The organism is Pseudomonas sp. 9Ag (assembly GCF_902506445.1).
In the GTDB taxonomy this organism is placed as follows: domain Bacteria; phylum Pseudomonadota; class Gammaproteobacteria; order Pseudomonadales; family Pseudomonadaceae; genus Stutzerimonas; species Stutzerimonas stutzeri_AB.
Genome location: NZ_LR733836.1, coordinates 464,795 through 483,984, shown reverse-complemented (window position 1 = coordinate 483,984; position 19,190 = coordinate 464,795). Strand labels below are relative to the sequence as shown.

Sequence of the window (19,190 nt, the reverse complement as noted above, 5' to 3'; positions counted from 1 at the left end):
GTTGCGTCACCTCGATCCGCCCCATGCTCGGCGGATCGAGGACAGCATGATTCGCGCTGGGCTTCTACAGCCGGCTTGGCAGGTCGACCTAGCGCACCATGCGCCACATCAAGATCCAATTGACCAATTCTGACCGTCGAAACGCTTGCGTTGAGGCGCACCATTCATTCGCTTGTCTTTCCCCAGCCCAGGCCGTAAGGTTCGCGCGATTTCCAATCCGCCCAGGTGTGCGCGACCTCCAGGTCCGCATTAAACGGGAAGCCGGTGCGCTCGAAGAGCAAGGCCGGCGCTGCCCCCGCAACGGTAATCGACCGTGATCAGAGGATCACCGCCCGCTCAACCGCCACTGTGCACGTCACGGGAAGGCGAGCAAGGTGCGTGTCGAAAGCCCGGAGACCGGCCTGACGGATTCGACTGGTGTTGCGGAGGGCAGCACCGTCAAGCGCGGCTGCCCGTCATTCCGCCCTTGTTCCTGCCCTTCTCAAAAGCGTTGAACTTTTGAGGATCGAACCTGATGAAACTGTCTCCTATTGCCTTGGCCGTGGCGCTGCTGCCGAGCATTGCTGCCGCCCTGGAGCCTTACCAAGCTCCTCCAATGGTCATCACCCGAGCGACTGCCCTGGAAAAGCCTGCTCCGGCCAGCACTCGAGTGATCGACAGGAACGAAATCGAGCGGAGTGCAGCCAGTAGCCTGATAGAGGTGCTGAACGGGAAAGCTGGTATCCAGATCCGTGACACGCTCGGTGACGGCAACCATGCCTCCATCAGCCTGCGTGGTTTCGGGGACAACGCGGTGAACAACGTGCTGGTTCTGGTCGACGGCCGGAGGCTGAACAATCCAAGTCTCAGCGGCCCGGACCTGAATAGCGTACCGCTTGCAAACATCGAGCGGATCGAGATCTTGCGCGGCGCCGGAACAGTCCTATACGGCGACCAGGCTGTCGGTGGGGTGGTCAACATCGTTACGCGACGCCCGTCCGGCAACGAAGCCTATATCGAAACCACCCAAGGCAGTCATGATCTGGAGGCATACCGAGGCCATGTTTCTCAGTCATTCGGAGGTGGTCTTTCGGCGTATATCAGCGGCGAGACCCGGAATACGGACAACTATCGCGACCACAACGACGCCAGCTACCGCGACCTGTTCGGACGCCTCCGCTATGACCATGACAGCGGCTGGCTTCTGTACGAATACCAGAACATCGACGATGAGCTGCTCTACCCGCGCAGCCTCACCATCGCGCAACGCCGCGCCGACCGCAGAGCAAGCACCTCGAACGAATGGAACAACAGCAAGACGGACGTGCATCGCTTTGCGGGCGAACAGGCATTAGGTCGCCATTGGACCGCGAACCTGGACTACAGCATCAGAGACAGCGATGGGGCGGGCCTGATTTCAGGTAGTCCGTTCACAGAAGGGACCCGCGTCGAAACCATCAGCCCTCGCCTCACCGCCAATTGGGACAGTACGTCAGGCCGCGGCGAGTGGCTGTTGGGCTTCGATTACCTGAAGGCCGATTACCAGGCAACGTATGCGTTCTACCCGACGCTAAGCAGCGACGCCGAGCAAACGCAGCGAGACTGGTACACGCAAGTCAACCAACCGCTAACCGATCGCCTGACTCTAAGCCTCGGCTATCGCATCAGTGAAGTGAATAACAGACACAACGGCCGTACGCGCAGCGACAGCGAAGACAGCTCGAGCGTAGCGCTGAGCTGGCAGGTGAATGACCAGACTCACGCATTCATTAAACGCGAGGAAGTTCTGCGCTGGGCCAACGTCAACGAAAACGCGCTCGTCGAGCCTGGCATCGAATTTCTCAAACCACAGACGGGCGAGTCATGGGAAGCGGGAATCGCCTGGCAAGACGCCACCCAACTCTACCAGGCCAGCCTCTACCGGCTCGATCTCGACGATGAGTTGCTCTACGCGCCTTATGCCTTTGGTGGCTGGGGCGCTAATGTAAACTTGGACCAGACTCGGCGCGAAGGCCTGCTGCTCGAGGCTGAGCGTAAACTGACCGATCGACTTCGCGTCGGAGGCCAATACAGTTTTACCGATACGGAGCTGCGTGCAGGTGCCAACAAGGGCAATGAAATCCCCTGGGTATCACGCCACAGTGCCGCCATGCATCTGGACTACCAGATCATTGCTAATCTTCACGGATATCTTGAGGCCATCTATACAGGCCCGCGTTACTTAGCCAGCGATGATGGCCTGGCGCTACCAAAGGAGGGTGGTTATACGTTGTTCAATGCCGCTATCCGGTACGAATACCGAAACCTCAACGCCAAACTTCGCATCAACAACCTGACTGGAAAGCGCTACGACAGCTACGCCATTTACAACAGCTGGCAAGCAGGCAACAAGGCTTTGTACCCAGCGCCAGAAGAAGATATTCAGCTAAGTGTGGGCTATCGCTTTTGAACCCAGGGGATAAGGCCGGCTGTCCAGTTCGCAGTGGAGTGCGGGCGTCTTGCGCCCGGTCAGTAAACCGCCTGCCCCATCACCTCGCAGAGCTTCTCGATCGCCCCAAGCATCTGGAAGCTCGGTCGCTCCAGCCCCTTATCGGGCACTTCCCAGAGCTGCCCTTTACGCACCGCTTTCAGCTGGGGCCAGGCGTTCCATTCGGACAGCTGAGCACCGCTGCCAGCCAGGATTACGTCAGGGTTACGGGACAGCACGGACTCCACGCTGACCTGCGGCGCGGGGAGTTGCAGATCGGCGAAGACATTGCGACCACCGCAGATTTCGATGGCTTCACCAATGATCTGAGGACCTCCGAGCGTGTAAAGCGGGCGATTCCATATCTGGTAGAACACGTCCAGCGGGGGCTCACGGCGATAGCGCTGACGCAGCTGATCCAAACCCTGATTGAACTGGCGCTGGAGTGCTTGTCCCTGTTCGCTTCGCCCCACGCGTTGACCGATCACGGCAAACTGGTTGGCGAGTTGCGCTAAAGAGGTCGGCTGAGCGACAAGTACCGGAATGCCAAATTGAGTGAGCTGGTCGCGCTGCGCACGGCTGATACTGTCTGGCCAGAGCAGCACCAGAGTTGGCTGCAGCTCGAGCAGGCTCTCCATTTCGAGCTGTCCCACACGCCCGACCGAGGGCACCCCCTCCAGCGCCACCGGCCGTTCGCCACCGTCGAGAACGCCGACCAGAAGATCGCTGGCGTCCAGCTCCAGCATGATCTCGCTGAGCGAGGGCGCCAGGCTGATTACGCGCTCGACGGCCGACAATTGCGGCGACGCCAGCAGCGCAAGGCACAGCAGAAAGGTACGCATCACTGAAGCTGACGTGGGACGCGATAGAGAACAAGCAGCATCAGGCTGCCGCACACCAGCAGCAGCTGTGCCACTGGTTCGACCCCGAGCGGTGCGCCAAATGCAGCGACCCAGGCCGGCAGCCCGGCAATTCGTAGGGCGCGTAGACGAACATTTCGCAACGCGGACCACGCTGAGGGCTCTGCCTCGCTGTCGAACGCTCGCTCGGTTTTGATCAGCGCATGCTTGTACGTGGTGAAGCGCGGCAAGCTGAGAAACAACAGGCCCAGGCCGATAAAGAACAACGGGAACGCAAGGAAATCTTGGTGGCTACCAGTCAGCTCGGGAAGCTGGTTGGCAGCAAGCACCGGCACTACTACCAGCAGCAGTTGCAGCCAGCCATCAAGTGACAGCTGGCGACGGGCGGCAGCACGATTCACGACTGCTCGGCTTCGCCCTGATGGATCTCGCCGAGCATGTGACCGAGCTTGCCGGCCTTGGTAGCGAGGTATTTTTCGTTATGCGGGTTGTGAGCGATTTCAAGCGGCATGCGCTGGGCGACACGAATGCCGAACCCTTGCAAAGCCTTTACCTTGCGTGGGTTGTTGGTCATCAGCTTGATTTCGGCAATGCCCAAATGCTCGAGCATTGGCAGGCAGATAGCGTAGTCACGCATGTCCGGGGCAAAGCCCAGGCGCTCGTTGGCCTCGACAGTATCGGCGCCGGCATCCTGCAGCTCGTAGGCGCGGATCTTGTTCAGCAAGCCGATGCCGCGGCCTTCCTGACGCAGATACAACAACGCCCCACGACCCTCGTCGGAGATCGCACGCAGCGCAGCTTCTAGTTGAAACCCGCAATCGCAACGCAGGCTGAACAGGGCATCACCGGTGAGGCACTCGGAATGCAGGCGACCCAAAACGGGCTTGCCGTCGGCCACATTGCCCAGAGTCAGTACGACATGTTCCTTGCCAGTGTCCTGATCGAGAAAACCATGCATGGTGAACACACCGAACGGCGTCGGCAGTTGGGAAGCGGCGACGAACACGACTGACACCGGAGAAACTCCAGAAGGCGGAAAAGCGGATATTGTAACAGCAGTGCTGCGGCAAGCTGTATCGGAAGATACCGCAGACCTCGGTGGATATAGGCAAGGCTCTATCACGAGGGGCCTCGCCTATATCTTGGATTCGAGCTTCAGAACGCCTTGATCCTCGCGCCAGCTGACGCGACTGAGAAAGCTCATGCCAAGCAGGGCGTCGGTAGGTGAGCTGCCTTCCACCACCACGGCTTCGACCCTGAGCACGTCGATCGCGCCGACTTTCACGCTGTTGAGGTTGACCCGCCAGGCCTTCGCCGTGCCGCTTGCCGTGCCTACGACGATCTGCCGGCCGTCAACTCGATAGTCGATACCGAGGCGCCGCGCCTGGATTTCGTTGATCGCTACCGAGGTGGCGCCGGTATCGACGAGAAACTGCACGGGCTGTCCATTGACCGAACCGGCTATCCAGTAGTGACCGCCCTGCCCCTGAGCGATGCTCACTTGGCGACGATCAGGCTCGGCGAACCCTGAACTCAGCTCACGGGAAAGCCCATAATTGCGCTCGACGCCATCTACCCGCAGAACGGCGCCTTTCGAATCTGCGCTGACCACCTCTACACCGCCCGGCGCCACCTGGCCAACCCGTACGAGCTTGCGCTGGCCATCGACATTCAATACCGCAGCGCCAGGAAACAGGCCGACAACCTGCACCCGGGGCGCGGCCGTGACAGCGAGCGAGACGAGTGAAAGGCCAACGGCGAACAGCAGGGCAACAGGGCGCATCAGCGGCGGCTCCTAGAATCTGGGCAGGTCGCATTCTTTCATAGAGCATCCAGGCCTTGCAGCGATCCGATGCACAGCCAGAGCCCAAGCCGGGTCAGGCCAGCAACCGCACTGCAATATGCATCACACCGCAAGCGGCGAAGCCGGCGAGGATGTCGTCAAGCATGATGCCCAGCCCACCATGCACCTGACGATCCACCCAACTGATCGGCCAGGGCTTGAGGATATCCAGCAGGCGGAACACGACAAAACCGAGCAGCAGCCAGTACCAGCCCGCCGGCACCAGCCAGAAGGTAATCCAGATACCGGCAAACTCGTCCCAGACAATGCCCTCGTGGTCATGCACGCCCAGATCCTGGGCGACCTTGCCACATAACCAGATGCCGAACAGCATGCTGGCGAGGATTAGCGCGCCGTAGCCCCACGCCGGCAGCATCTGCCACAGGGGCACGAACGCTAGCGCCACAAGGGATCCCCAGGTGCCGGGTGCCTTGGGCAGCGTGCCGGAGCCGAAACCAAAGGCCAGGTTATGCCACGGATTGCTCCACACCGAATGAGGGATTGGTTCGGCGACAGGCTGCAGGGAATCGGTCAAACGGTGGTCCTCTTGTTCTAATCGAGCAGCAACGGCTCAGCTCGTGAAGTGGTTGTAGCCCTGATGGCTGACGTCCACGAAATGCCCTTCTGCATCGACCAACCGAACGCCCTCACCCGCGGCCACGTGGCCGATCGCATGAATGGGCCAGCCTTCAGCCTGCATGATGGGAAACGCATCAGCTGGCAAGGTAAACGCAAGAACGTAGTCATCGCCTCCTGCCAAGCCGCACTGCAGCGCCCGCTGGGCACCGGCAAAACGCAGCAGCGAATCCGACAGCGGCACCCTCGCTTGCTCGACGACCAGGGAAACAGAGGACGCGTTGGCAATATGCGAGCAGTCGGCCAAGAGGCCATCGGATATGTCCAACGCCGCGGTTGCCTTGCCCCGCAGCGCCTGACCGAGCGCGAGCTGCGGTTGCGGCGACCAGTAGCGCCTTAGCAGCGCTGCAGCCTCGACTGAGCTCGCTTCTCGCTCGCCGAGCACCACTGGCAACGCCCCAGCCGCATCGCCAAGCGCTCCACCAACACACAGCAGATCGCCTGGTTGCGCGCCGCTGCGCAACAACGCCTGGCCTATCGGTACGCGCCCAAAGACCGTCAGCGTCATACTCAGCGGGCCGCGCGTAGTGTCGCCGCCGATCAGGCGCATGTCACAGCCAGCAGCCATGGTGTCGAGACCACGGGCGAACTCGCTCAGCCAGTCGGGATCAACGGAAGGAATCGTCAGCGCCAGCGTGAAACCAATGGGCGTCGCGCCCATCCCGGCGAGATCGCTGGTCGATACAGCCAACGCACGCTGACCAAGCAGATAGGGATCGCACGGATCGGAGAAATGCACGCCAGCAACCAGCGTGTCTGTGGAAACTGTCAGCTGCTCGCCGACCGGGACGGTCAGCAACGCGCAGTCATCGCCGATGCCCAGCGCGACATCGCCGCCAGCCCTGGCACAAGCGGCGGCGGCGAAGTAGTGGCGGATCAGCTCGAACTCACCCATCAGGCGGATGGCTCAGCGCTTGTGTGCGCTGACCTCGGCATTGCGCAGGCTGGGCGCCAGCTTGTCCAGCACACCATTGACGAACTTGTGCCCGTCAGTGGCGCCGAACACCTTGGCCAGCTCGATGCCCTCGTTGATCACCACGCGATACGGGACGTCGACGCGATGCATCAGCTCAAAGGTGGACAGGCGCAGAATGGCCAGTTCAACCGGATCGAGCTCTTCGAGCGGACGATCGAGATGCGGCACGATGGCGCCGTCGACTTCAGTCTTCGCGCGCGCAACGCCAGTCAGCAGCTCATGGAAGTAGTTGCCATCGACGCCGGAGAAATCGTTGTCGACGCGAAACTGCGCCTCGATTTCGTTGAGGCTTTGGCCTGCCATGTGCCACTGGTACAGCGCCTGCATTGCCAGGCTACGCGCGACGCGGCGCGTCGCGATCTTGCCCTTGGCCTTTGGCTGCGGAGCATCCTGACTGTCGTCGTGATTAAGGCTCACTTGGCCTCCAGCTGCGCCAGCAGACTCACCATTTCAAGCGCGGACAGGGCAGCTTCGGCGCCTTTGTTGCCAGCTTTGGTGCCGGAGCGCTCGATAGCCTGTTCGATGGAATCGACAGTCAACACGCCGAAGGCGACCGGCACACCGAACTCCATGGAAACCTGCGACAGGCCCTTGGTGCATTCGCCAGCCACGTATTCGAAGTGCGGGGTGCCACCACGGATGACCGCGCCGAGGGCGATGATCGCGTCGTACTCGCCCTGCTGGGCAACTTTCTGTGCGACCAGCGGAATCTCGAAGGCACCCGGCGCGCGGATGATGGTGATGGCGTCTTCAGCGATGCCGTGGCGCACCAGCGCATCGACTGCGCCACTCACCAGGCTCTCGACAACGAAGCTGTTGAAGCGGCCGACGACCAGGGCGAACTTGCCCTGCGGGGCGATGAAGGTACCTTCGATGGTCTTCAGTGTCATAGGTGGTTTCTCATCTCTTTAAAGAACGAAGGCGCCGCGTTGCATCGCGGCGCCCTGACATCGTTTATTCGGCGGGCAGGTATTCTACAACTTCCAGATCAAAGCCGGATATCGCATTGAACTTCATCGGCGAGCTCAGCAAGCGCATCTTTCGAACACCGAGGTCGCGGAGGATCTGAGATCCGGCACCGACGGTGCTGTAAGTTGCCGGGCTCGGAGATTGCTGACGGTTGAGCTGGGCCAGCAGATGCGGTCCGGTCAGTGGATTGCCTAGCAGCAGTACCACGCCGCTGCCGGCTTTTGCCACTTCGCTCATCGCCGCGCGCAGACTCCAGCGCCCCGGCACGGTCACCAGCAACAGGTCGCGCAGGGGTTCCATGTTGTGCACGCGCACAAGGGTTGGCTCTTCGGGGGAAATCTCACCGCGCGTCAACGCCATGTGCACCGTGTCTTCCACGTCGTCGCGATAGGTGACCAGCGTGAACTGACCCAGCTCGGTTTCCAATGGCTGCTCGGAAACCCGCTCGACGGTGCGCTCGTGAATCATGCGGTAGTGGATCAGGTCGGCGATGGTGCCGATCTTCAGGCCGTGCTGCTCAGCGAAAAGCTCGAGCTCTGGGCGACGCGCCATGGTGCCGTCGTCATTCATGATTTCGCAGATCACGCCAGACGGCTCGAAACCGGCCATGCGAGCGAGGTCACAGGCCGCTTCCGTATGCCCGGCGCGCGCCAGGACGCCGCCCGGCTGCGCCATCAGGGGGAAGATATGACCGGGGCTGACGATGTCTTCGGCCACGGCATTCCGTGCCACGGCGGCCTGCACGGTGCGCGCGCGGTCGGCGGCAGAGATACCGGTGGTGACACCTTCTGCCGCCTCGATGGAGACGGTGAATTTGGTGCCAAAGCCGGAGCCGTTGCGCGGCGCCATCAGCGGCAGCTGCAGGGTTTCGCAGCGCTCGCGGGTCATCGGCATGCAGATCAGGCCGCGGGCGAAACGAGCCATGAAATTGATGTGCTCGGCAGTCACGCATTCGGAGGCGATGATGATGTCGCCCTCGTTTTCCCGGTCCTCGTCATCCATGAGGATGACCATCTTGCCGGCGCGAATATCTTCGATCAGTTCTTCAGCGGTGTTCAGAGCCATGGTGGCCATTCCTTCTATTCGTTTACCGAGCCGGGTTCAGGTAGCCGTGTTCGGCGAGGAAGCTTTCGGTCAGGCCCGAGGCATTGGGTTCGGCGGCCTTGTCACCCATCAGCAGGCGCTCCAGGTAACGCGCCAGCAGATCCACTTCCAGATTCACCTTCCGCCCGGGGCGGTAGTCGACCATGATGGTTTCGGCCAGGGTATGCGGAACAATGGTGAGTTCGAACTCCGCGCCATTGACTGAATTGACCGTCAGGCTGGTGCCATCGACGGTGATCGAGCCCTTGAGCGCGATGTACTTGGCCAATTCGCGTGGCGCGCGGATACGGAACTGCACGGCGCGGGCATTCTCTTCACGCGAAACCACCTCACCCACGCCATCGACGTGACCGCTGACCAGGTGCCCGCCGAGGCGACTGGTCGGCGTCAGGGCCTTCTCCAGATTCACCCGGCTACCGGTCTTGAGATCAACGAAGGCGGTGCGCGCGAGCGTCTCACGGCTGACATCGGCCCAGAAGCCGTTGCCCGGCAGCTCAACGGCGGTCAGACAGACGCCATTGACCGCAATACTGTCGCCGAGCTTGACGTCGCCCAGATCCAGTTTGCCGGTCTCGACCAGCACTCGAACGTCGCCGCCCTTCGGCGTCATGGCACCAATGGTCCCGATGGATTCGATTATTCCTGTGAACATGCGGCCTCCCGTGGAAGGCTGTTGAAACGATGCATATGACGAACTCCTGTTTTGGATAAAACAGGGCGCTGCAGATCGATAGGGAGTGGACGCGCGCACGAAAGGCGCCCGTCGAGGCATCCCGCTCTCTCTCATCCGGACTATACCGTCGGCCCCGGAATCACACCGAGTCTGCTGACCTTGCCTGAGCAAGCGCTCGCGGGCTAGGCACAGAACTGTGCCATTACCGCCGGTGGGGAATCTCACCCCGCCCTGAGAACGTGGGCCCTTTCAGGCCCGGCGCAGTTTTTACCACAGTTGCGTCGATTCTGCAGCCGACAAACGACCGCCAGACCGGCGCTGCGGCAGCGAAACATTTTTAAACATCTAAGCAACTACCGTTGCGTTTGTTTGTCCATACGCGTCGCAGCGGTCTATTCGCGCGCCGACGCCGCCAGCTGCACCCGTGCAACACAAGACGATCAGGAAGGAACGTCACGCCCGCATTCTTCGTACCGACACGCCGAGCCAGGATCCGCTCGTAGTTGCAGATCCTCCGCGCCGACCAGGACACGATCAGGACGAACGCTCCGAACCTTCACATGTGCCATGAGGGATGGGTATGTCAGAGGTTACGGCTATGGAACCGTCGGCTGAGGCACATGCTGCCCAGATCGACCGCAAGGGCTACACGGTCATAGAGCACTACATCTCACCCGAACAACTCGAACTGGGCCGCGCCTTCATCAAGCAACAAACGGCCACCCGCGACGGTGAGTATTTCTGCATTCATGGTATCGAAGAGCTGAGCGGCACCATGTTTGCAGGATTGGCGCTCTCAATGCCATTCAAGGACCGAATGGCGCAGCTTTACCGCCTTCAGTCGGGCCGAGAGCCGGCCACTGAGGAGCAGGTCTTTCCGGTTATTCGCTGTCTGCAAGGGCGTAGTGGGCTCAGGCAATCGCACTTCTACCACTTCGACGCCACGGCCGTTACCGCATTGCTACCGTTGTACATTCCGACTGAAGGCGAACACTGCGGCGACCTGATCATCTTTCCCAATACGCGGCATATCCGATTCAACGCGTTGCGCAACGTTATTGAAAAGGCCGTGCTGCATAACACTGTAAGTCAGAAGCTGGTCGCCTTTGCGGTGCGGCGCGGCTGGCTGAAACCGATCCGCCTGAAGCTGGTGCCCGGCAACCTGTATCTGTTCTCGGGCTACCGCAGCCTGCATGCGAATGACGTATGCGATCCCTCTATGCTGCGCGCCACGGCGCTGTTTCACTTCGGCAATCCGCATCACGAAAGCGCGCTGGCGCGATCATTACTGGGAGCGAATAAACGCCGGGCCAAGCTGGATCACAATGGGCTAAGGCCGGTTAACTAGAAGCCAGGAAGGCATGTTCTCGCACGCCTCGGGCAGCGAGACCATGCCGGGCTTCATGCTCAGGCCAATGACCGGGCTCGATCCCGTATGCTGTGCTGCCCTTTGATGTGCTGCGAGGTGCCGCATTGACTGATCAAACAGTAACGTACTTTCTCGAAATGACTGCCCCTTCGCAGCTTCGGGCAAAGCCGATCCCGAATGACTTGCTAGTCAGCGAATGCGAGATAAAGCAGTTCCACTTCAATCAGTTTCTGTATCGATTGATTGGCGCCCCCTGGCAGTGGACCGAGCGACTCGACCAGCCCGACGAAGTCTGGCAACAAGAAATTGAAGACCCAAACCATCGCACCTGGGTCGCTTACCACCGAGGTGCCATCGCGGGCTATTACGAGCTGCGTCGACAGGGTGACGACGTGGAAATCCTTTATTTCGGATTGGAGGCTGCCTTCTTCGGCCGCGGTTTTGGCGGGGGCCTGCTAAGTCATGCCACTAGCAGCGCCTGGGAGTGGGCGGGCACGCGAAGGGTTTGGGTCCATACCTGCACCCTCGACCACCTGAGCGCACTTCAGAATTACCAAGCCCGCGGCTTCACACTTTACGACACGCAGATCGGCATCGAATAAACACCGGGCTTCAGTTGGTCGGAACGGCAACAACCTTCCAGTCACTGCCAACGGCGCGGATGTCTTTTATGTGCAGTTCGCGCGCCTCACTCATACGTTCCAGCGGCAGATCGAGGAGAGGCCGCGCCGAGGAGCCAAGGAACTTGGCGGCAACGAATATCTGGTATTCGTCGATCAGGCCCAGCGCGGCAAAGGCGCCGGCCAAGCGCGGCCCGGCTTCGAGCAGCACCTCGTTGACATCGCGCTTGGCCAGTTCATGCAACAGACGACGCAGATCGACACGCCCCGCCTCGCCGGGAAGCGCCAGCAGCTCATGGCCCGCCGACCTATAGCGAGCGGCCTGAACTTCGTTGCTGGTCACCACGAGTGCAGGTCCGGCCTGGAAGAAGGGAGCGTCCAACGGCACACGTAGTCGCCCGTCGACCAGAACCCGCAGCGGTTGCCGTTGCAACGCCAGCGCGGACAGTTCGTCATCCAATCGCAGCTCGGCAGCACGCACGGTCAGCCGAGCGTTGTCCATCAGCACCGTGTCGGCGCCGGTGAGCACCACGCTTGACTGCGCTCTCAAAAGCTGTACCTCGGCGCGTGCATCCGGCCCGGTGATCCATTGACTCTCGCCGCTGGCCATCGCGGTGCGCCCATCCAGGCTCATCGCCAGCTTGGCCCGCAGGTAAGGCAGCCCCGTTTCCATGCGCTTGATGAAACCAGGGTTCAAGGCGCGGGCCTCGCTTTCCAGCACGCCGCTGGCGACTTCGATGCCCGAGCTGCGCAACAGCTCCAGGCCACGACCGGCCACCTGTGGATTGGGGTCCTGCATGGCTGCGACTACCCGGCCAACCCCCGCCTTGACCAGCGCCTCGGCGCAGGGCGGTGTGCGGCCGTAGTGGCTGCATGGCTCAAGGGTGACATAAGCGGTTGCGCCAGCGGCGCGCTCGCCAGCCTGACGTAGGGCGTGGACTTCGGCATGCGGCTCGCCAGCACGCACGTGCCAACCTTCACCCACCAGTTCACCGCTCTTGACGATGACGCAGCCGACCCGCGGATTAGGGTGCGTCGAATAGAGCCCCTTGCGCGCCAGCTGCAGCGCACGGGCCATCCAGAGGTGATCGTTGGCGCTCATTCGGTTTTGGCGGGTTCGCGGGACAGGCGCTCGATTTCCTCACGGAACTCGTTGAGGTCCTGAAAGCGGCGGTAAACGGACGCGAAGCGGATATAGGCGACCTCATCGAGTTTCTGCAGCTCGACCATTACCAGCTCGCCGAGCACACGCGACTTGATTTCGCGTTCGCCGGTGGCACGCAGGCGATGCTTGATATGAGCGATGGCTTCTTCGAGGCGCTCGACACTGACCGGGCGTTTTTCCAGCGCGCGCTGCATGCCCGCACGGAGCTTTTCCTCGTCGAACGGCTGACGGCTGCCGTCCTGTTTGATCAGCCGAGGCATGACCAGCTCAGCGGTCTCGAAGGTGGTGAAACGCTCACCGCAAGCGAGGCACTCACGGCGACGGCGCACCTGATCGCCTTCGGCCACGAGGCGCGAGTCGATGACTTTGGTGTCATGTGCACCACAGAAGGGACAATGCATGGGCTAGAGCTGTCAGACGTCGGGAGAGCCATGGTAGCGCATCCCGCCAGCAAGACAAATCGAGCGGATTGTTGCTATACAGGCGCGCATCTACGTCATGTTATGGAGCCGTTCGTGCTGTTACGCCACTTTGTTCTACCTGCTCTGCTGCTGGTTCTGGTTGGTTGTGCGAATGAGCGTTCCCAGCGCCCTACCGCGGCCGTCACCTTCGAAGAGCCGCCCGAGGCCAGCACCTTGATGCACGAATTGCACGGCAGCCTGATCGGCGTACCCGCTGACAGTGAAGTCGAGCTGGCGCTGCTGGAGGTCAACCGTCGTGACCAGCCAGACCGACTGCTGAGCAATGTGAGGCTGCAAGGCCGGGGAACCGAGCTGCCGTTCATTCTCAAGTTCAATGCCGAGAAATTCCCCAAGGGCCGGGATGTGGAACTGCGCGGACGCGTGACCCGTTCTGGGCAACTGATTATGCGCCTGCCCGCCGTGCAGGTCAGCAGTTCGGCCAACCAGTCCCTCGGCCCGTTGCATCTGGTGCCAGCCCCATGAAGCCGCCCGCTGCGCTGCAACAGGCACTGGCAGAACTGCTCGGCGATGCTTCGCTGAGTATCGAGTCATTGCCCGGCACGGATGTCCAACTGTGGTTGATCGATGCGCTGAACATGGACCGCGCCTTCAGCCCCGAGGAAACCCGGAGGATTCTCGAAGAGCCGCCCTATTGGTGCTTCTGTTGGGCCAGCGGCCTGGTCCTGGCGCGCTGGCTGGCCGAGCGTCCGGAATGGGTGCGAGGCAAGCGCGTCCTGGACTTCGGTGCGGGATCAGGTGTCGCGGCTATTGCCGCAGCAAAGGCCGGCGCCGCAGAGGTTGTGGCCTGTGATCTGGACCCGCTGGCCCTGGCCGCGTGTCGCGCCAACGCGGAGCTCAACGGTGTGCAGCTCAACTATTCGGACGATTTTTTTACCGAGGCTGACCGCTACGACCTGATCATCGTCGCCGATGTGCTTTATGACCGGGCCAACCTGCCCCTGCTCGATGAGTTTCTCAGCCGCGGCCAGGTGGCACTGGTCGCCGATTCCCGCGTGCGGGACTTTCAGCACCCCCTGTATGAGCGTCTGGATATTCTCGACGCCTGCACCTGGACGGATCTGGCCGAACCGGCGGAGTTTCGCCGGGTCAGCCTCTACCACGCCCATCGCCAAGCTGTGCCCATCGCAATGTGCTGAAGCGCAGCGCAGGCTTTGCTCTGGAGGACACATGCAGACCGACAAACCATTACGCCTGTTCTTCGCCCTGTCCTGCCCTCCCGACATTGCGAGTGCCATCTGCAACTGGCGCGACAGTCACGCGCTGGGCGGTCGCCCTGTCGCCCAGGCCAACCTGCATATGACTCTGGCTTTTCTCGGTAACCAACCGGCAACAGCGGTGGATGGCTTGAAGCAGCTTGCGGACAGCCTGCGTGTTGACGCTTTCTTGCTGCAGCTCGACCAGCTGCAGATGATCGGCAAGAATTTCGCCTGTTTGACGCCCAGCCTGAGCCCCTCGCCCTTGATTGACCTCGTCGGGCAATTGCACGCCGGACTGTCCGCGCAAGGTGTCGTGCTTGATTCTCGCCCGTTCCTGCCGCATGTCACCCTGTCGCGGCAGGTTCACGCCTTGCCCACTATGGAGCCACGGGCTTTCCGTTGGGCCGTGAACCACTTCGGGCTCTACCTCTCAGAAAACACCGCACAAGGTGCTCATTACACCGAGCTGGCAAGCTGGCCGCTGGCTGCACCCAGCCGCTGAGCATCTGCAACCTGCACCCTTGCTTCCGAATCGCCTCGCCCCCACTTAACATGCACGCCTACTTCGCATGTGCCCATTCCGAGAATTTCAATGAGCCAGACTCCCTACATCTTTGACGTCACCAGCGCCAATTTCGAGCAGCTGGTGCTGGAAAACTCCTTTCACAAGCCGGTGCTGGTGGACTTCTGGGCCGAGTGGTGTGCGCCGTGCAAAGCGCTGATGCCGCTCCTGGCGAAGATTACCGAGGAGTATCAGGGCCAACTGGTACTGGCCAAGGTCAACTGCGATATCGAGCAGGACGTGGTGGCGCGTTTCGGCGTACGCAGCCTGCCTACCGTGGTGCTGTTCAAGGACGGTCAGCCGGTCGACGGTTTTGCCGGTGCTCAGCCGGAATCGGCCATTCGCGCCATGCTTGAGCCACACGTGCAGGCGCCAGCCGCGCCGGAAGCTGATCTGCTCGAAACCGCCCAAGCGCTGTTCGCCGAAGGGCGCATCAGCGACGCGGAAAATCTGCTCAAGCAATTGCTGGCCGAAGACAACGAAAACGCGGCAGCACTGATTCTCTATGCGCGCTGCCTGGCCGAGCGTGGCGAGCTTGGCGAAGCCGAACTGGTGCTCGACGCGGTCAAGGGCGACGAGCACAAGCAGGCACTTGCCGGCGCCCGCGCGCAGCTGACCTTTCTGCGCCAAGCCGCTGATCTGCCGGAAGTGGCCGATCTGAAAAGCCGCCTGGCGCAGGACGCCGAAGATGACGAGGCGGCTTACCAGCTGGCCATTCAGCAGCTGGCACGCCAGCAGCACGAAGCGGCGCTGGACGGTTTGTTGAAGTTGTTCGTGCGCAATCGCGGCTACGCGGACGGCCTGCCGCACAAGACGTTGCTGCAGGTATTCGATTTATTGGGAAGCGACCATCCGCTGGTCACAACCTACCGCCGCAAGCTGTATCAGGCGCTTTACTGAGCCATCTACGGAAGCGTCTTCAGCAATTGCATCCTCCCGACTCGGATAGGTCGGCTATCCGTTTCGGGGATGTCCCTTTTCTCATACCCGCGTCCTGGTCCAGCCTGACAGCGCGGCGGATCGGTAGAGCGTGATCCACCCTACCGCTGAATGCATGCCGATCTTTGGGCGATGCTTGGGCTAGCCACTGAGTAGCTGGCGCAACGCCAGGCAATCACGGGCGTGCAGATCGGTCAGCTCAGGCCAGGGGTTTTCTGGCAGGTTGACCAGCACGCCGCGCGCGCCTGCCGCCTTGGCGCATTCCAGGTCGAAACGGAAATCACCCACCATCACCAGCTCGCTGGGTTCGATGCTCCATTTGTCCGCCAGATGCAGCAAGCCGCCCGGATCGGGCTTCGGTGGTGCTTCGTCACGGCCGAGGATGTCTTCACTGGCAAAGCAGTCACCCATGCCCACCGCCTGCAGGGTTACCAGCGCCAGCTCATGGGCATTGCGCGTCAGCACGCCAAGCCGGCAACCCCGGTCACGCAGCATGTGCAGGAGCTCACGGGCGCCTGGCGCGGGTGTCGCCGCATGAGCCAGCTCGCGCTCGTGATCGAGCAGCCAGGCGCGCTTGCTGGCGGCTTCGTCAGCCGGCAGCGCAGCCAGGTGATGCAGAATGTCGTCCTCCTGGGAAATGTCGAGCGCCCGCTTGATCGCTGGGAAATCATGCACGGCAAGGGTCAGGGTGCCGTCCATGTCGAACACCCAGTGCCGCGCATCGGCCAGGCTCACTTCCAGTCCTCACGCACGCGAATCAGGCCTTCCTGCGCCACCGAAGCGACCAGTTCACCCGCGCGGTTGAAGATACTGCCGCGGGCGAAACCACGCGCGTTACCGGCCCATGGGCTGTCCATGGAGTACAGCAGCCATTCATCGGCGCGCACTTCGCGGTGGAACCAGATGGCATGGTCAAGGCTCGCCAGCTGGATGAACTTGCTCCAGGAGCTGACGCCGTGTGGCTGCAGGGCGGTGCCGATAAAGCTGAAGTCCGAGGCGTAGGCGACCAGGTACTTGTGCAGGGCCGGGTTGTCCGGTAGCGAGCCATCGGCGCGGAACCAGATGTGCCGAACAGGCTCGATCGGCTGCGGATTGATGGGGTCCTGCAGCGTGACCGGACGGATCTCGATGGGTTTTGGACGGCGCAGCTTTTCTGCCACGCGCGCCGGGACCAGTGGTGTCAGCTTGTGCAACAGCTCCCATTCGCTGAGCAGGTCTTCGGGGCCGACCACGTCAGGCATCGGCAACTGATGCTCGAACCCGGTCTCGTCGGCCTGAAACGAGGCGCTGCAGGTAAAGATGGTCTGCCCTTTCTGGATCGCGCTCACGCGGCGCGTGGTGAAACTGCCACCGTCACGCACCCGGTCGACGTCGTAGACCACCGGATGATGCGAATCCCCAGGGCGCAGGAAGTAACCGTGCATCGAATGCACGTGACGCTCCGGCGCCACCGTCTGGCTGGCGGCGGACAGCGCCTGACCGACCACCTGGCCGCCGAACAGCTGGGGAAAGCCCAGGTCCTGGCTGGCACCGCGGAAGAGGTTTTCTTCGATACGCTCCAGCGACAGCAGGTTGACCAGCGTGTCTAGGGTGTCGCTCATGGTGTAGTTCCTTTATGTATGCGAGGCACGAGGCAGGCGCGCAATGTTACGGATTCCACCGAAGCGGCTCCACTGCTTGCGCTTATCGACGCCGTTCAGCCCAGCGATCCTGCGTCATTCGATACAGCACGTGAGGGCGCAAGGGATCACCCTCGGAAATCATCGGATGGTCGAAGTCATCCTCAGGTTCGTGCCTCATGCCAAGCGCCTGCATCAACGCCAGTGAAGGCTCATTGATTGCTGCCGTGTAAGCCACCACCTCCGGCAGCTGCAACTGATCGAAACCGCATGCCAGCGACGCCTCCGCCGCTTCGCGGGCGAAGCCTTGCCCCCAATGCTCATGGGCGAGCCGCCAGCCGATTTCCACAACCGGGCAGAACGGCAGCGGCAAACGGCTCCAGGACAGCCCGGCTATACCGATGAAACGGCCGTCACTCTTCAGCTCCAACGCCCAGAAACCGAAGCCGAATCGCGCGAAATGCATCCGGCTGCGCGCCATCACCGCAGCGCATTCATCACGCGAGAGCAGCTTGGGGAAATAGCGCATCACCAGCGGATCGCTGCACAACTCATACAGATAATCGAGATCGGCATCATGCCAGGCGCGCAGGCGCAAACGCGGTGTTTCCAGTTCAATACGTTCCATCGGTTCGTCCGTGCTGTTTCCTTGAAGATTTCGGTGGCGGCTCTGCATACTCGCTGTTGACCTCAATGGGCCCGATTCGATGTCTCTGCCGCTGGTTTTTCACGACGATTACAGCCCAGCCTTGCCGCCGGGGCACCGCTTTCCCATGGAGAAGTTCCGGCTGCTGCGCGACCACCTCGTCGATTGCGGTTTGACCACGGATGCAGCGCTGTTACGTCCCGAACTCTGCCCGCCCGATAGGCTGGCACTCGCCCATGACCGTGGTTATGTCGAGCGCTACTGCAGCGGCGACATGAGCCGCGAGGAGCTGCGCCGCCTGGGCCTGCCCTGGAGCCCGCAACTGGCGCAGCGCACCGTACGCGCGGTCGGCGGCTCGCTGCTGGCCGCGGACCTTGCCTTGCAGCACGGGCTGGCCTGTCACCTGGCGGGCGGCACCCACCATGCCCATTACGACCATGCCTCTGGGTTCTGCATATTCAACGACCTGGCCATTATCGCCCTTTCGCTGCTGGAGAGCGGCCGCGTCGGTCGTGTACTGATCTTCGACTGTGATGTGCATCAGGGCGACGGCACTGCACGAATTCTCGAGCAGGTGCCGGACGCGGTCACCGTGTCACTGCATTGCGAAAAGAATTTCCCGACGCGCAAGGCCCGCAGCGACTGGGACATCGGTTTGGCGCCAGGCCTGGGCGATGCCGACTACCTGAAAGTCGTCGACGATACGCTCAGCTACCTGCTGCCGCTGTATCAGCCGGATCTGGTCATCTATGACGCTGGCGTCGATGTACACCGCGACGACGCGCTGGGCCTGCTCGCGCTCAGCGACGAAGGCCTGGCCATGCGCGACAGCGCCGTGATCGAACACTGTCTGGGGCGGGACATTCCGGTGGTCGGCGTGATTGGCGGCGGCTACGACAAGGACCGCGCGCGGCTTGCCCGACGCCATGCGCAGCTGCACATCAGCGCCGCCGACGCCTGGCAGCGCCACGGCTTAGGCTGACACCACTGGTCACACCGAAGACCGCAGTGCGGAACTTCGATCGACAGCGAAACCCTCACTTCTATGTGTGAATGAACTGCCCCGGCACGTCTGGACCGCTGTT

The 19,190-nt window shown here is 61.7% G+C and carries 23 protein-coding genes and 2 riboswitches; of the genes, 8 read left to right on the top strand and 15 right to left on the bottom strand.

What is annotated here, in order from left to right; genetic code table 11:
- Positions 1–206 precede the first annotated feature (206 nt).
- Positions 207–420, top strand: a riboswitch (cobalamin riboswitch).
- Between the two features lie 94 nt (positions 421–514).
- Complete coding sequence (locus tag ALTERO38_RS02155; RefSeq protein ID WP_256663747.1) at positions 515–2,428, top strand: TonB-dependent receptor; 1,914 nt, start codon at positions 515–517, stop codon at positions 2,426–2,428.
- Between the two features lie 59 nt (positions 2,429–2,487).
- Here the strand turns inward: ALTERO38_RS02155 and ALTERO38_RS02150 are convergent, their stop codons facing one another.
- The 10 genes from ALTERO38_RS02150 to ALTERO38_RS02105 form a co-directional block, all read right to left on the bottom strand.
- Complete coding sequence (locus ALTERO38_RS02150; protein ID WP_159967104.1) at positions 2,488–3,288, bottom strand: cobalamin-binding protein; 801 nt, start codon at positions 3,286–3,288, stop codon at positions 2,488–2,490.
- Positions 3,288–3,707 (bottom strand): hypothetical protein, encoded by a 420-nt coding sequence (locus tag ALTERO38_RS02145; RefSeq protein ID WP_159967103.1) that lies wholly within the window; start codon positions 3,705–3,707, stop codon positions 3,288–3,290. The genes ALTERO38_RS02150 and ALTERO38_RS02145 overlap by 1 nt, the downstream gene beginning before the upstream one ends.
- The gene (ribA, locus tag ALTERO38_RS02140) at positions 3,704–4,321 is read right to left on the bottom strand and encodes a GTP cyclohydrolase II (protein WP_102837031.1); all 618 of its coding nucleotides are present in this window, start codon (positions 4,319–4,321) and stop codon (positions 3,704–3,706) included. Before ribA ends, ALTERO38_RS02145 begins: the two co-directional genes overlap by 4 nt.
- A 120-nt stretch (positions 4,322–4,441) precedes the next feature.
- Positions 4,442–5,089: a TIGR02281 family clan AA aspartic protease gene (locus ALTERO38_RS02135; protein ID WP_159967102.1), complete on the bottom strand. Its 648-nt coding sequence runs from the start codon at positions 5,087–5,089 to the stop codon at positions 4,442–4,444.
- A gap of 94 nt (positions 5,090–5,183) precedes the next feature.
- Positions 5,184–5,684 carry a phosphatidylglycerophosphatase A gene (locus ALTERO38_RS02130; protein WP_102837033.1) on the bottom strand — a complete coding sequence of 167 codons (501 nt, stop codon included), beginning with the start codon at positions 5,682–5,684 and terminating at the stop codon, positions 5,184–5,186.
- Between the two features lie 36 nt (positions 5,685–5,720).
- On the bottom strand, positions 5,721–6,680 hold the full coding sequence (gene thiL, locus ALTERO38_RS02125) for a thiamine-phosphate kinase (RefSeq protein ID WP_159967101.1): 960 nt from the start codon (positions 6,678–6,680) through the stop codon (positions 5,721–5,723).
- Between the two features lie 12 nt (positions 6,681–6,692).
- The gene (gene nusB, locus ALTERO38_RS02120; protein WP_159967100.1) at positions 6,693–7,178 is read right to left on the bottom strand and encodes a transcription antitermination factor NusB; all 486 of its coding nucleotides are present in this window, start codon (positions 7,176–7,178) and stop codon (positions 6,693–6,695) included.
- Entirely contained in the window at positions 7,175–7,651 is a 477-nt protein-coding gene (ribE, locus tag ALTERO38_RS02115; RefSeq protein WP_019340068.1) for a 6,7-dimethyl-8-ribityllumazine synthase, read from the bottom strand. The genes nusB and ribE overlap by 4 nt, the downstream gene beginning before the upstream one ends.
- Before the next feature lie 64 nt (positions 7,652–7,715).
- Positions 7,716–8,795: a bifunctional 3,4-dihydroxy-2-butanone-4-phosphate synthase/GTP cyclohydrolase II gene (ribBA, locus tag ALTERO38_RS02110; protein WP_159967099.1), complete on the bottom strand. Its 1,080-nt coding sequence runs from the start codon at positions 8,793–8,795 to the stop codon at positions 7,716–7,718.
- Positions 8,796–8,817: 22 nt separating this feature from the next.
- Positions 8,818–9,486, bottom strand: a complete 669-nt coding sequence (locus ALTERO38_RS02105) for a riboflavin synthase (protein WP_102837036.1) — start codon at positions 9,484–9,486, stop codon at positions 8,818–8,820.
- A 119-nt stretch (positions 9,487–9,605) separates the two neighbouring features.
- Positions 9,606–9,750: riboswitch (FMN riboswitch) on the bottom strand.
- A 355-nt stretch (positions 9,751–10,105) separates the two neighbouring features.
- On the opposite strand from ALTERO38_RS02105, the gene ALTERO38_RS02100 reads away from it, so the two are divergent.
- Together ALTERO38_RS02100 and ALTERO38_RS02095 are read left to right on the top strand one after the other, a co-directional pair.
- Positions 10,106–10,855 (top strand): hypothetical protein, encoded by a 750-nt coding sequence (locus ALTERO38_RS02100; RefSeq protein WP_159967098.1) that lies wholly within the window; start codon positions 10,106–10,108, stop codon positions 10,853–10,855.
- Between the two features lie 125 nt (positions 10,856–10,980).
- Positions 10,981–11,478, top strand: a complete 498-nt coding sequence (locus tag ALTERO38_RS02095) for a GNAT family N-acetyltransferase (RefSeq protein WP_372239347.1) — start codon at positions 10,981–10,983, stop codon at positions 11,476–11,478.
- 10 nt (positions 11,479–11,488) lie between these two features.
- Here the strand turns inward: ALTERO38_RS02095 and ribD are convergent, their stop codons facing one another.
- Together ribD and nrdR are read right to left on the bottom strand one after the other, a co-directional pair.
- Complete coding sequence (gene ribD / locus ALTERO38_RS02090; RefSeq protein WP_159967097.1) at positions 11,489–12,598, bottom strand: bifunctional diaminohydroxyphosphoribosylaminopyrimidine deaminase/5-amino-6-(5-phosphoribosylamino)uracil reductase RibD; 1,110 nt, start codon at positions 12,596–12,598, stop codon at positions 11,489–11,491.
- Complete coding sequence (gene nrdR / locus ALTERO38_RS02085) at positions 12,595–13,062, bottom strand: transcriptional regulator NrdR (protein WP_045424280.1); 468 nt, start codon at positions 13,060–13,062, stop codon at positions 12,595–12,597. Before nrdR ends, ribD begins: the two co-directional genes overlap by 4 nt.
- A gap of 102 nt (positions 13,063–13,164) precedes the next feature.
- Here nrdR and ALTERO38_RS02080 point away from each other — a divergent pair, with 102 nt between their 5' ends.
- From ALTERO38_RS02080 to trxA, 4 genes are all read left to right on the top strand, one after another.
- A complete protein-coding gene (locus ALTERO38_RS02080; protein WP_102837039.1) occupies positions 13,165–13,605 on the top strand; it encodes a YbaY family lipoprotein in 441 nt (146 codons plus the stop codon).
- Positions 13,602–14,279 (top strand): methyltransferase, encoded by a 678-nt coding sequence (locus ALTERO38_RS02075; RefSeq protein ID WP_159967096.1) that lies wholly within the window; start codon positions 13,602–13,604, stop codon positions 14,277–14,279. Before ALTERO38_RS02080 ends, ALTERO38_RS02075 begins: the two co-directional genes overlap by 4 nt.
- 31 nt (positions 14,280–14,310) lie before the next feature.
- Complete coding sequence (gene thpR / locus ALTERO38_RS02070; protein WP_159967095.1) at positions 14,311–14,841, top strand: RNA 2',3'-cyclic phosphodiesterase; 531 nt, start codon at positions 14,311–14,313, stop codon at positions 14,839–14,841.
- A gap of 90 nt (positions 14,842–14,931) precedes the next feature.
- Complete coding sequence (gene trxA / locus ALTERO38_RS02065; RefSeq protein WP_159967094.1) at positions 14,932–15,801, top strand: thioredoxin; 870 nt, start codon at positions 14,932–14,934, stop codon at positions 15,799–15,801.
- Between the two features lie 180 nt (positions 15,802–15,981).
- Here trxA and ALTERO38_RS02060 read toward each other — a convergent pair whose 3' ends face one another.
- The 3 genes from ALTERO38_RS02060 to ALTERO38_RS02050 form a co-directional block, all read right to left on the bottom strand.
- Positions 15,982–16,575 carry an HAD family hydrolase gene (locus ALTERO38_RS02060; RefSeq protein ID WP_159967093.1) on the bottom strand — a complete coding sequence of 198 codons (594 nt, stop codon included), beginning with the start codon at positions 16,573–16,575 and terminating at the stop codon, positions 15,982–15,984.
- Positions 16,572–17,441: an acyl-CoA thioesterase II gene (tesB, locus tag ALTERO38_RS02055; RefSeq protein ID WP_102837044.1), complete on the bottom strand. Its 870-nt coding sequence runs from the start codon at positions 17,439–17,441 to the stop codon at positions 16,572–16,574. Before tesB ends, ALTERO38_RS02060 begins: the two co-directional genes overlap by 4 nt.
- A gap of 82 nt (positions 17,442–17,523) precedes the next feature.
- Entirely contained in the window at positions 17,524–18,087 is a 564-nt protein-coding gene (locus ALTERO38_RS02050; RefSeq protein ID WP_159967092.1) for a GNAT family N-acetyltransferase, read from the bottom strand.
- A gap of 79 nt (positions 18,088–18,166) precedes the next feature.
- On the opposite strand from ALTERO38_RS02050, the gene ALTERO38_RS02045 reads away from it, so the two are divergent.
- The gene (locus ALTERO38_RS02045) at positions 18,167–19,087 is read left to right on the top strand and encodes a histone deacetylase (RefSeq protein ID WP_159967091.1); all 921 of its coding nucleotides are present in this window, start codon (positions 18,167–18,169) and stop codon (positions 19,085–19,087) included.
- The last annotated feature ends 103 nt before the right edge of the window (positions 19,088–19,190 follow it).

Bases quoted from the DNA above. Each gene is read 5' to 3' on its own strand.
- ALTERO38_RS02155 (WP_256663747.1), top strand. From the start codon at position 515: ATGAAACTGTCTCCTATTGCCTTGGCCGTGGCGCTGCTGCCGAGCATT.
- ALTERO38_RS02150 (WP_159967104.1), bottom strand. From the start codon at position 3,288: ATGCGTACCTTTCTGCTGTGCCTTGCGCTGCTGGCGTCGCCGCAATTG.
- ALTERO38_RS02135 (WP_159967102.1), bottom strand. From the start codon at position 5,089: ATGCGCCCTGTTGCCCTGCTGTTCGCCGTTGGCCTTTCACTCGTCTCG.
- thiL (WP_159967101.1), bottom strand. From the start codon at position 6,680: ATGGGTGAGTTCGAGCTGATCCGCCACTACTTCGCCGCCGCCGCTTGT.
- ribE (WP_019340068.1), bottom strand. From the start codon at position 7,651: ATGACACTGAAGACCATCGAAGGTACCTTCATCGCCCCGCAGGGCAAG.
- ribBA (WP_159967099.1), bottom strand. From the start codon at position 8,795: ATGGCTCTGAACACCGCTGAAGAACTGATCGAAGATATTCGCGCCGGC.
- ALTERO38_RS02105 (WP_102837036.1), bottom strand. From the start codon at position 9,486: ATGTTCACAGGAATAATCGAATCCATCGGGACCATTGGTGCCATGACG.
- ALTERO38_RS02100 (WP_159967098.1), top strand. From the start codon at position 10,106: ATGGAACCGTCGGCTGAGGCACATGCTGCCCAGATCGACCGCAAGGGC.
- ribD (WP_159967097.1), bottom strand. From the start codon at position 12,598: ATGAGCGCCAACGATCACCTCTGGATGGCCCGTGCGCTGCAGCTGGCG.
- nrdR (WP_045424280.1), bottom strand. From the start codon at position 13,062: ATGCATTGTCCCTTCTGTGGTGCACATGACACCAAAGTCATCGACTCG.
- ALTERO38_RS02080 (WP_102837039.1), top strand. From the start codon at position 13,165: ATGGAGCCGTTCGTGCTGTTACGCCACTTTGTTCTACCTGCTCTGCTG.
- ALTERO38_RS02075 (WP_159967096.1), top strand. From the start codon at position 13,602: ATGAAGCCGCCCGCTGCGCTGCAACAGGCACTGGCAGAACTGCTCGGC.
- thpR (WP_159967095.1), top strand. From the start codon at position 14,311: ATGCAGACCGACAAACCATTACGCCTGTTCTTCGCCCTGTCCTGCCCT.
- trxA (WP_159967094.1), top strand. From the start codon at position 14,932: ATGAGCCAGACTCCCTACATCTTTGACGTCACCAGCGCCAATTTCGAG.
- tesB (WP_102837044.1), bottom strand. From the start codon at position 17,441: ATGAGCGACACCCTAGACACGCTGGTCAACCTGCTGTCGCTGGAGCGT.
- ALTERO38_RS02050 (WP_159967092.1), bottom strand. From the start codon at position 18,087: ATGGAACGTATTGAACTGGAAACACCGCGTTTGCGCCTGCGCGCCTGG.
- ALTERO38_RS02045 (WP_159967091.1), top strand. From the start codon at position 18,167: ATGTCTCTGCCGCTGGTTTTTCACGACGATTACAGCCCAGCCTTGCCG.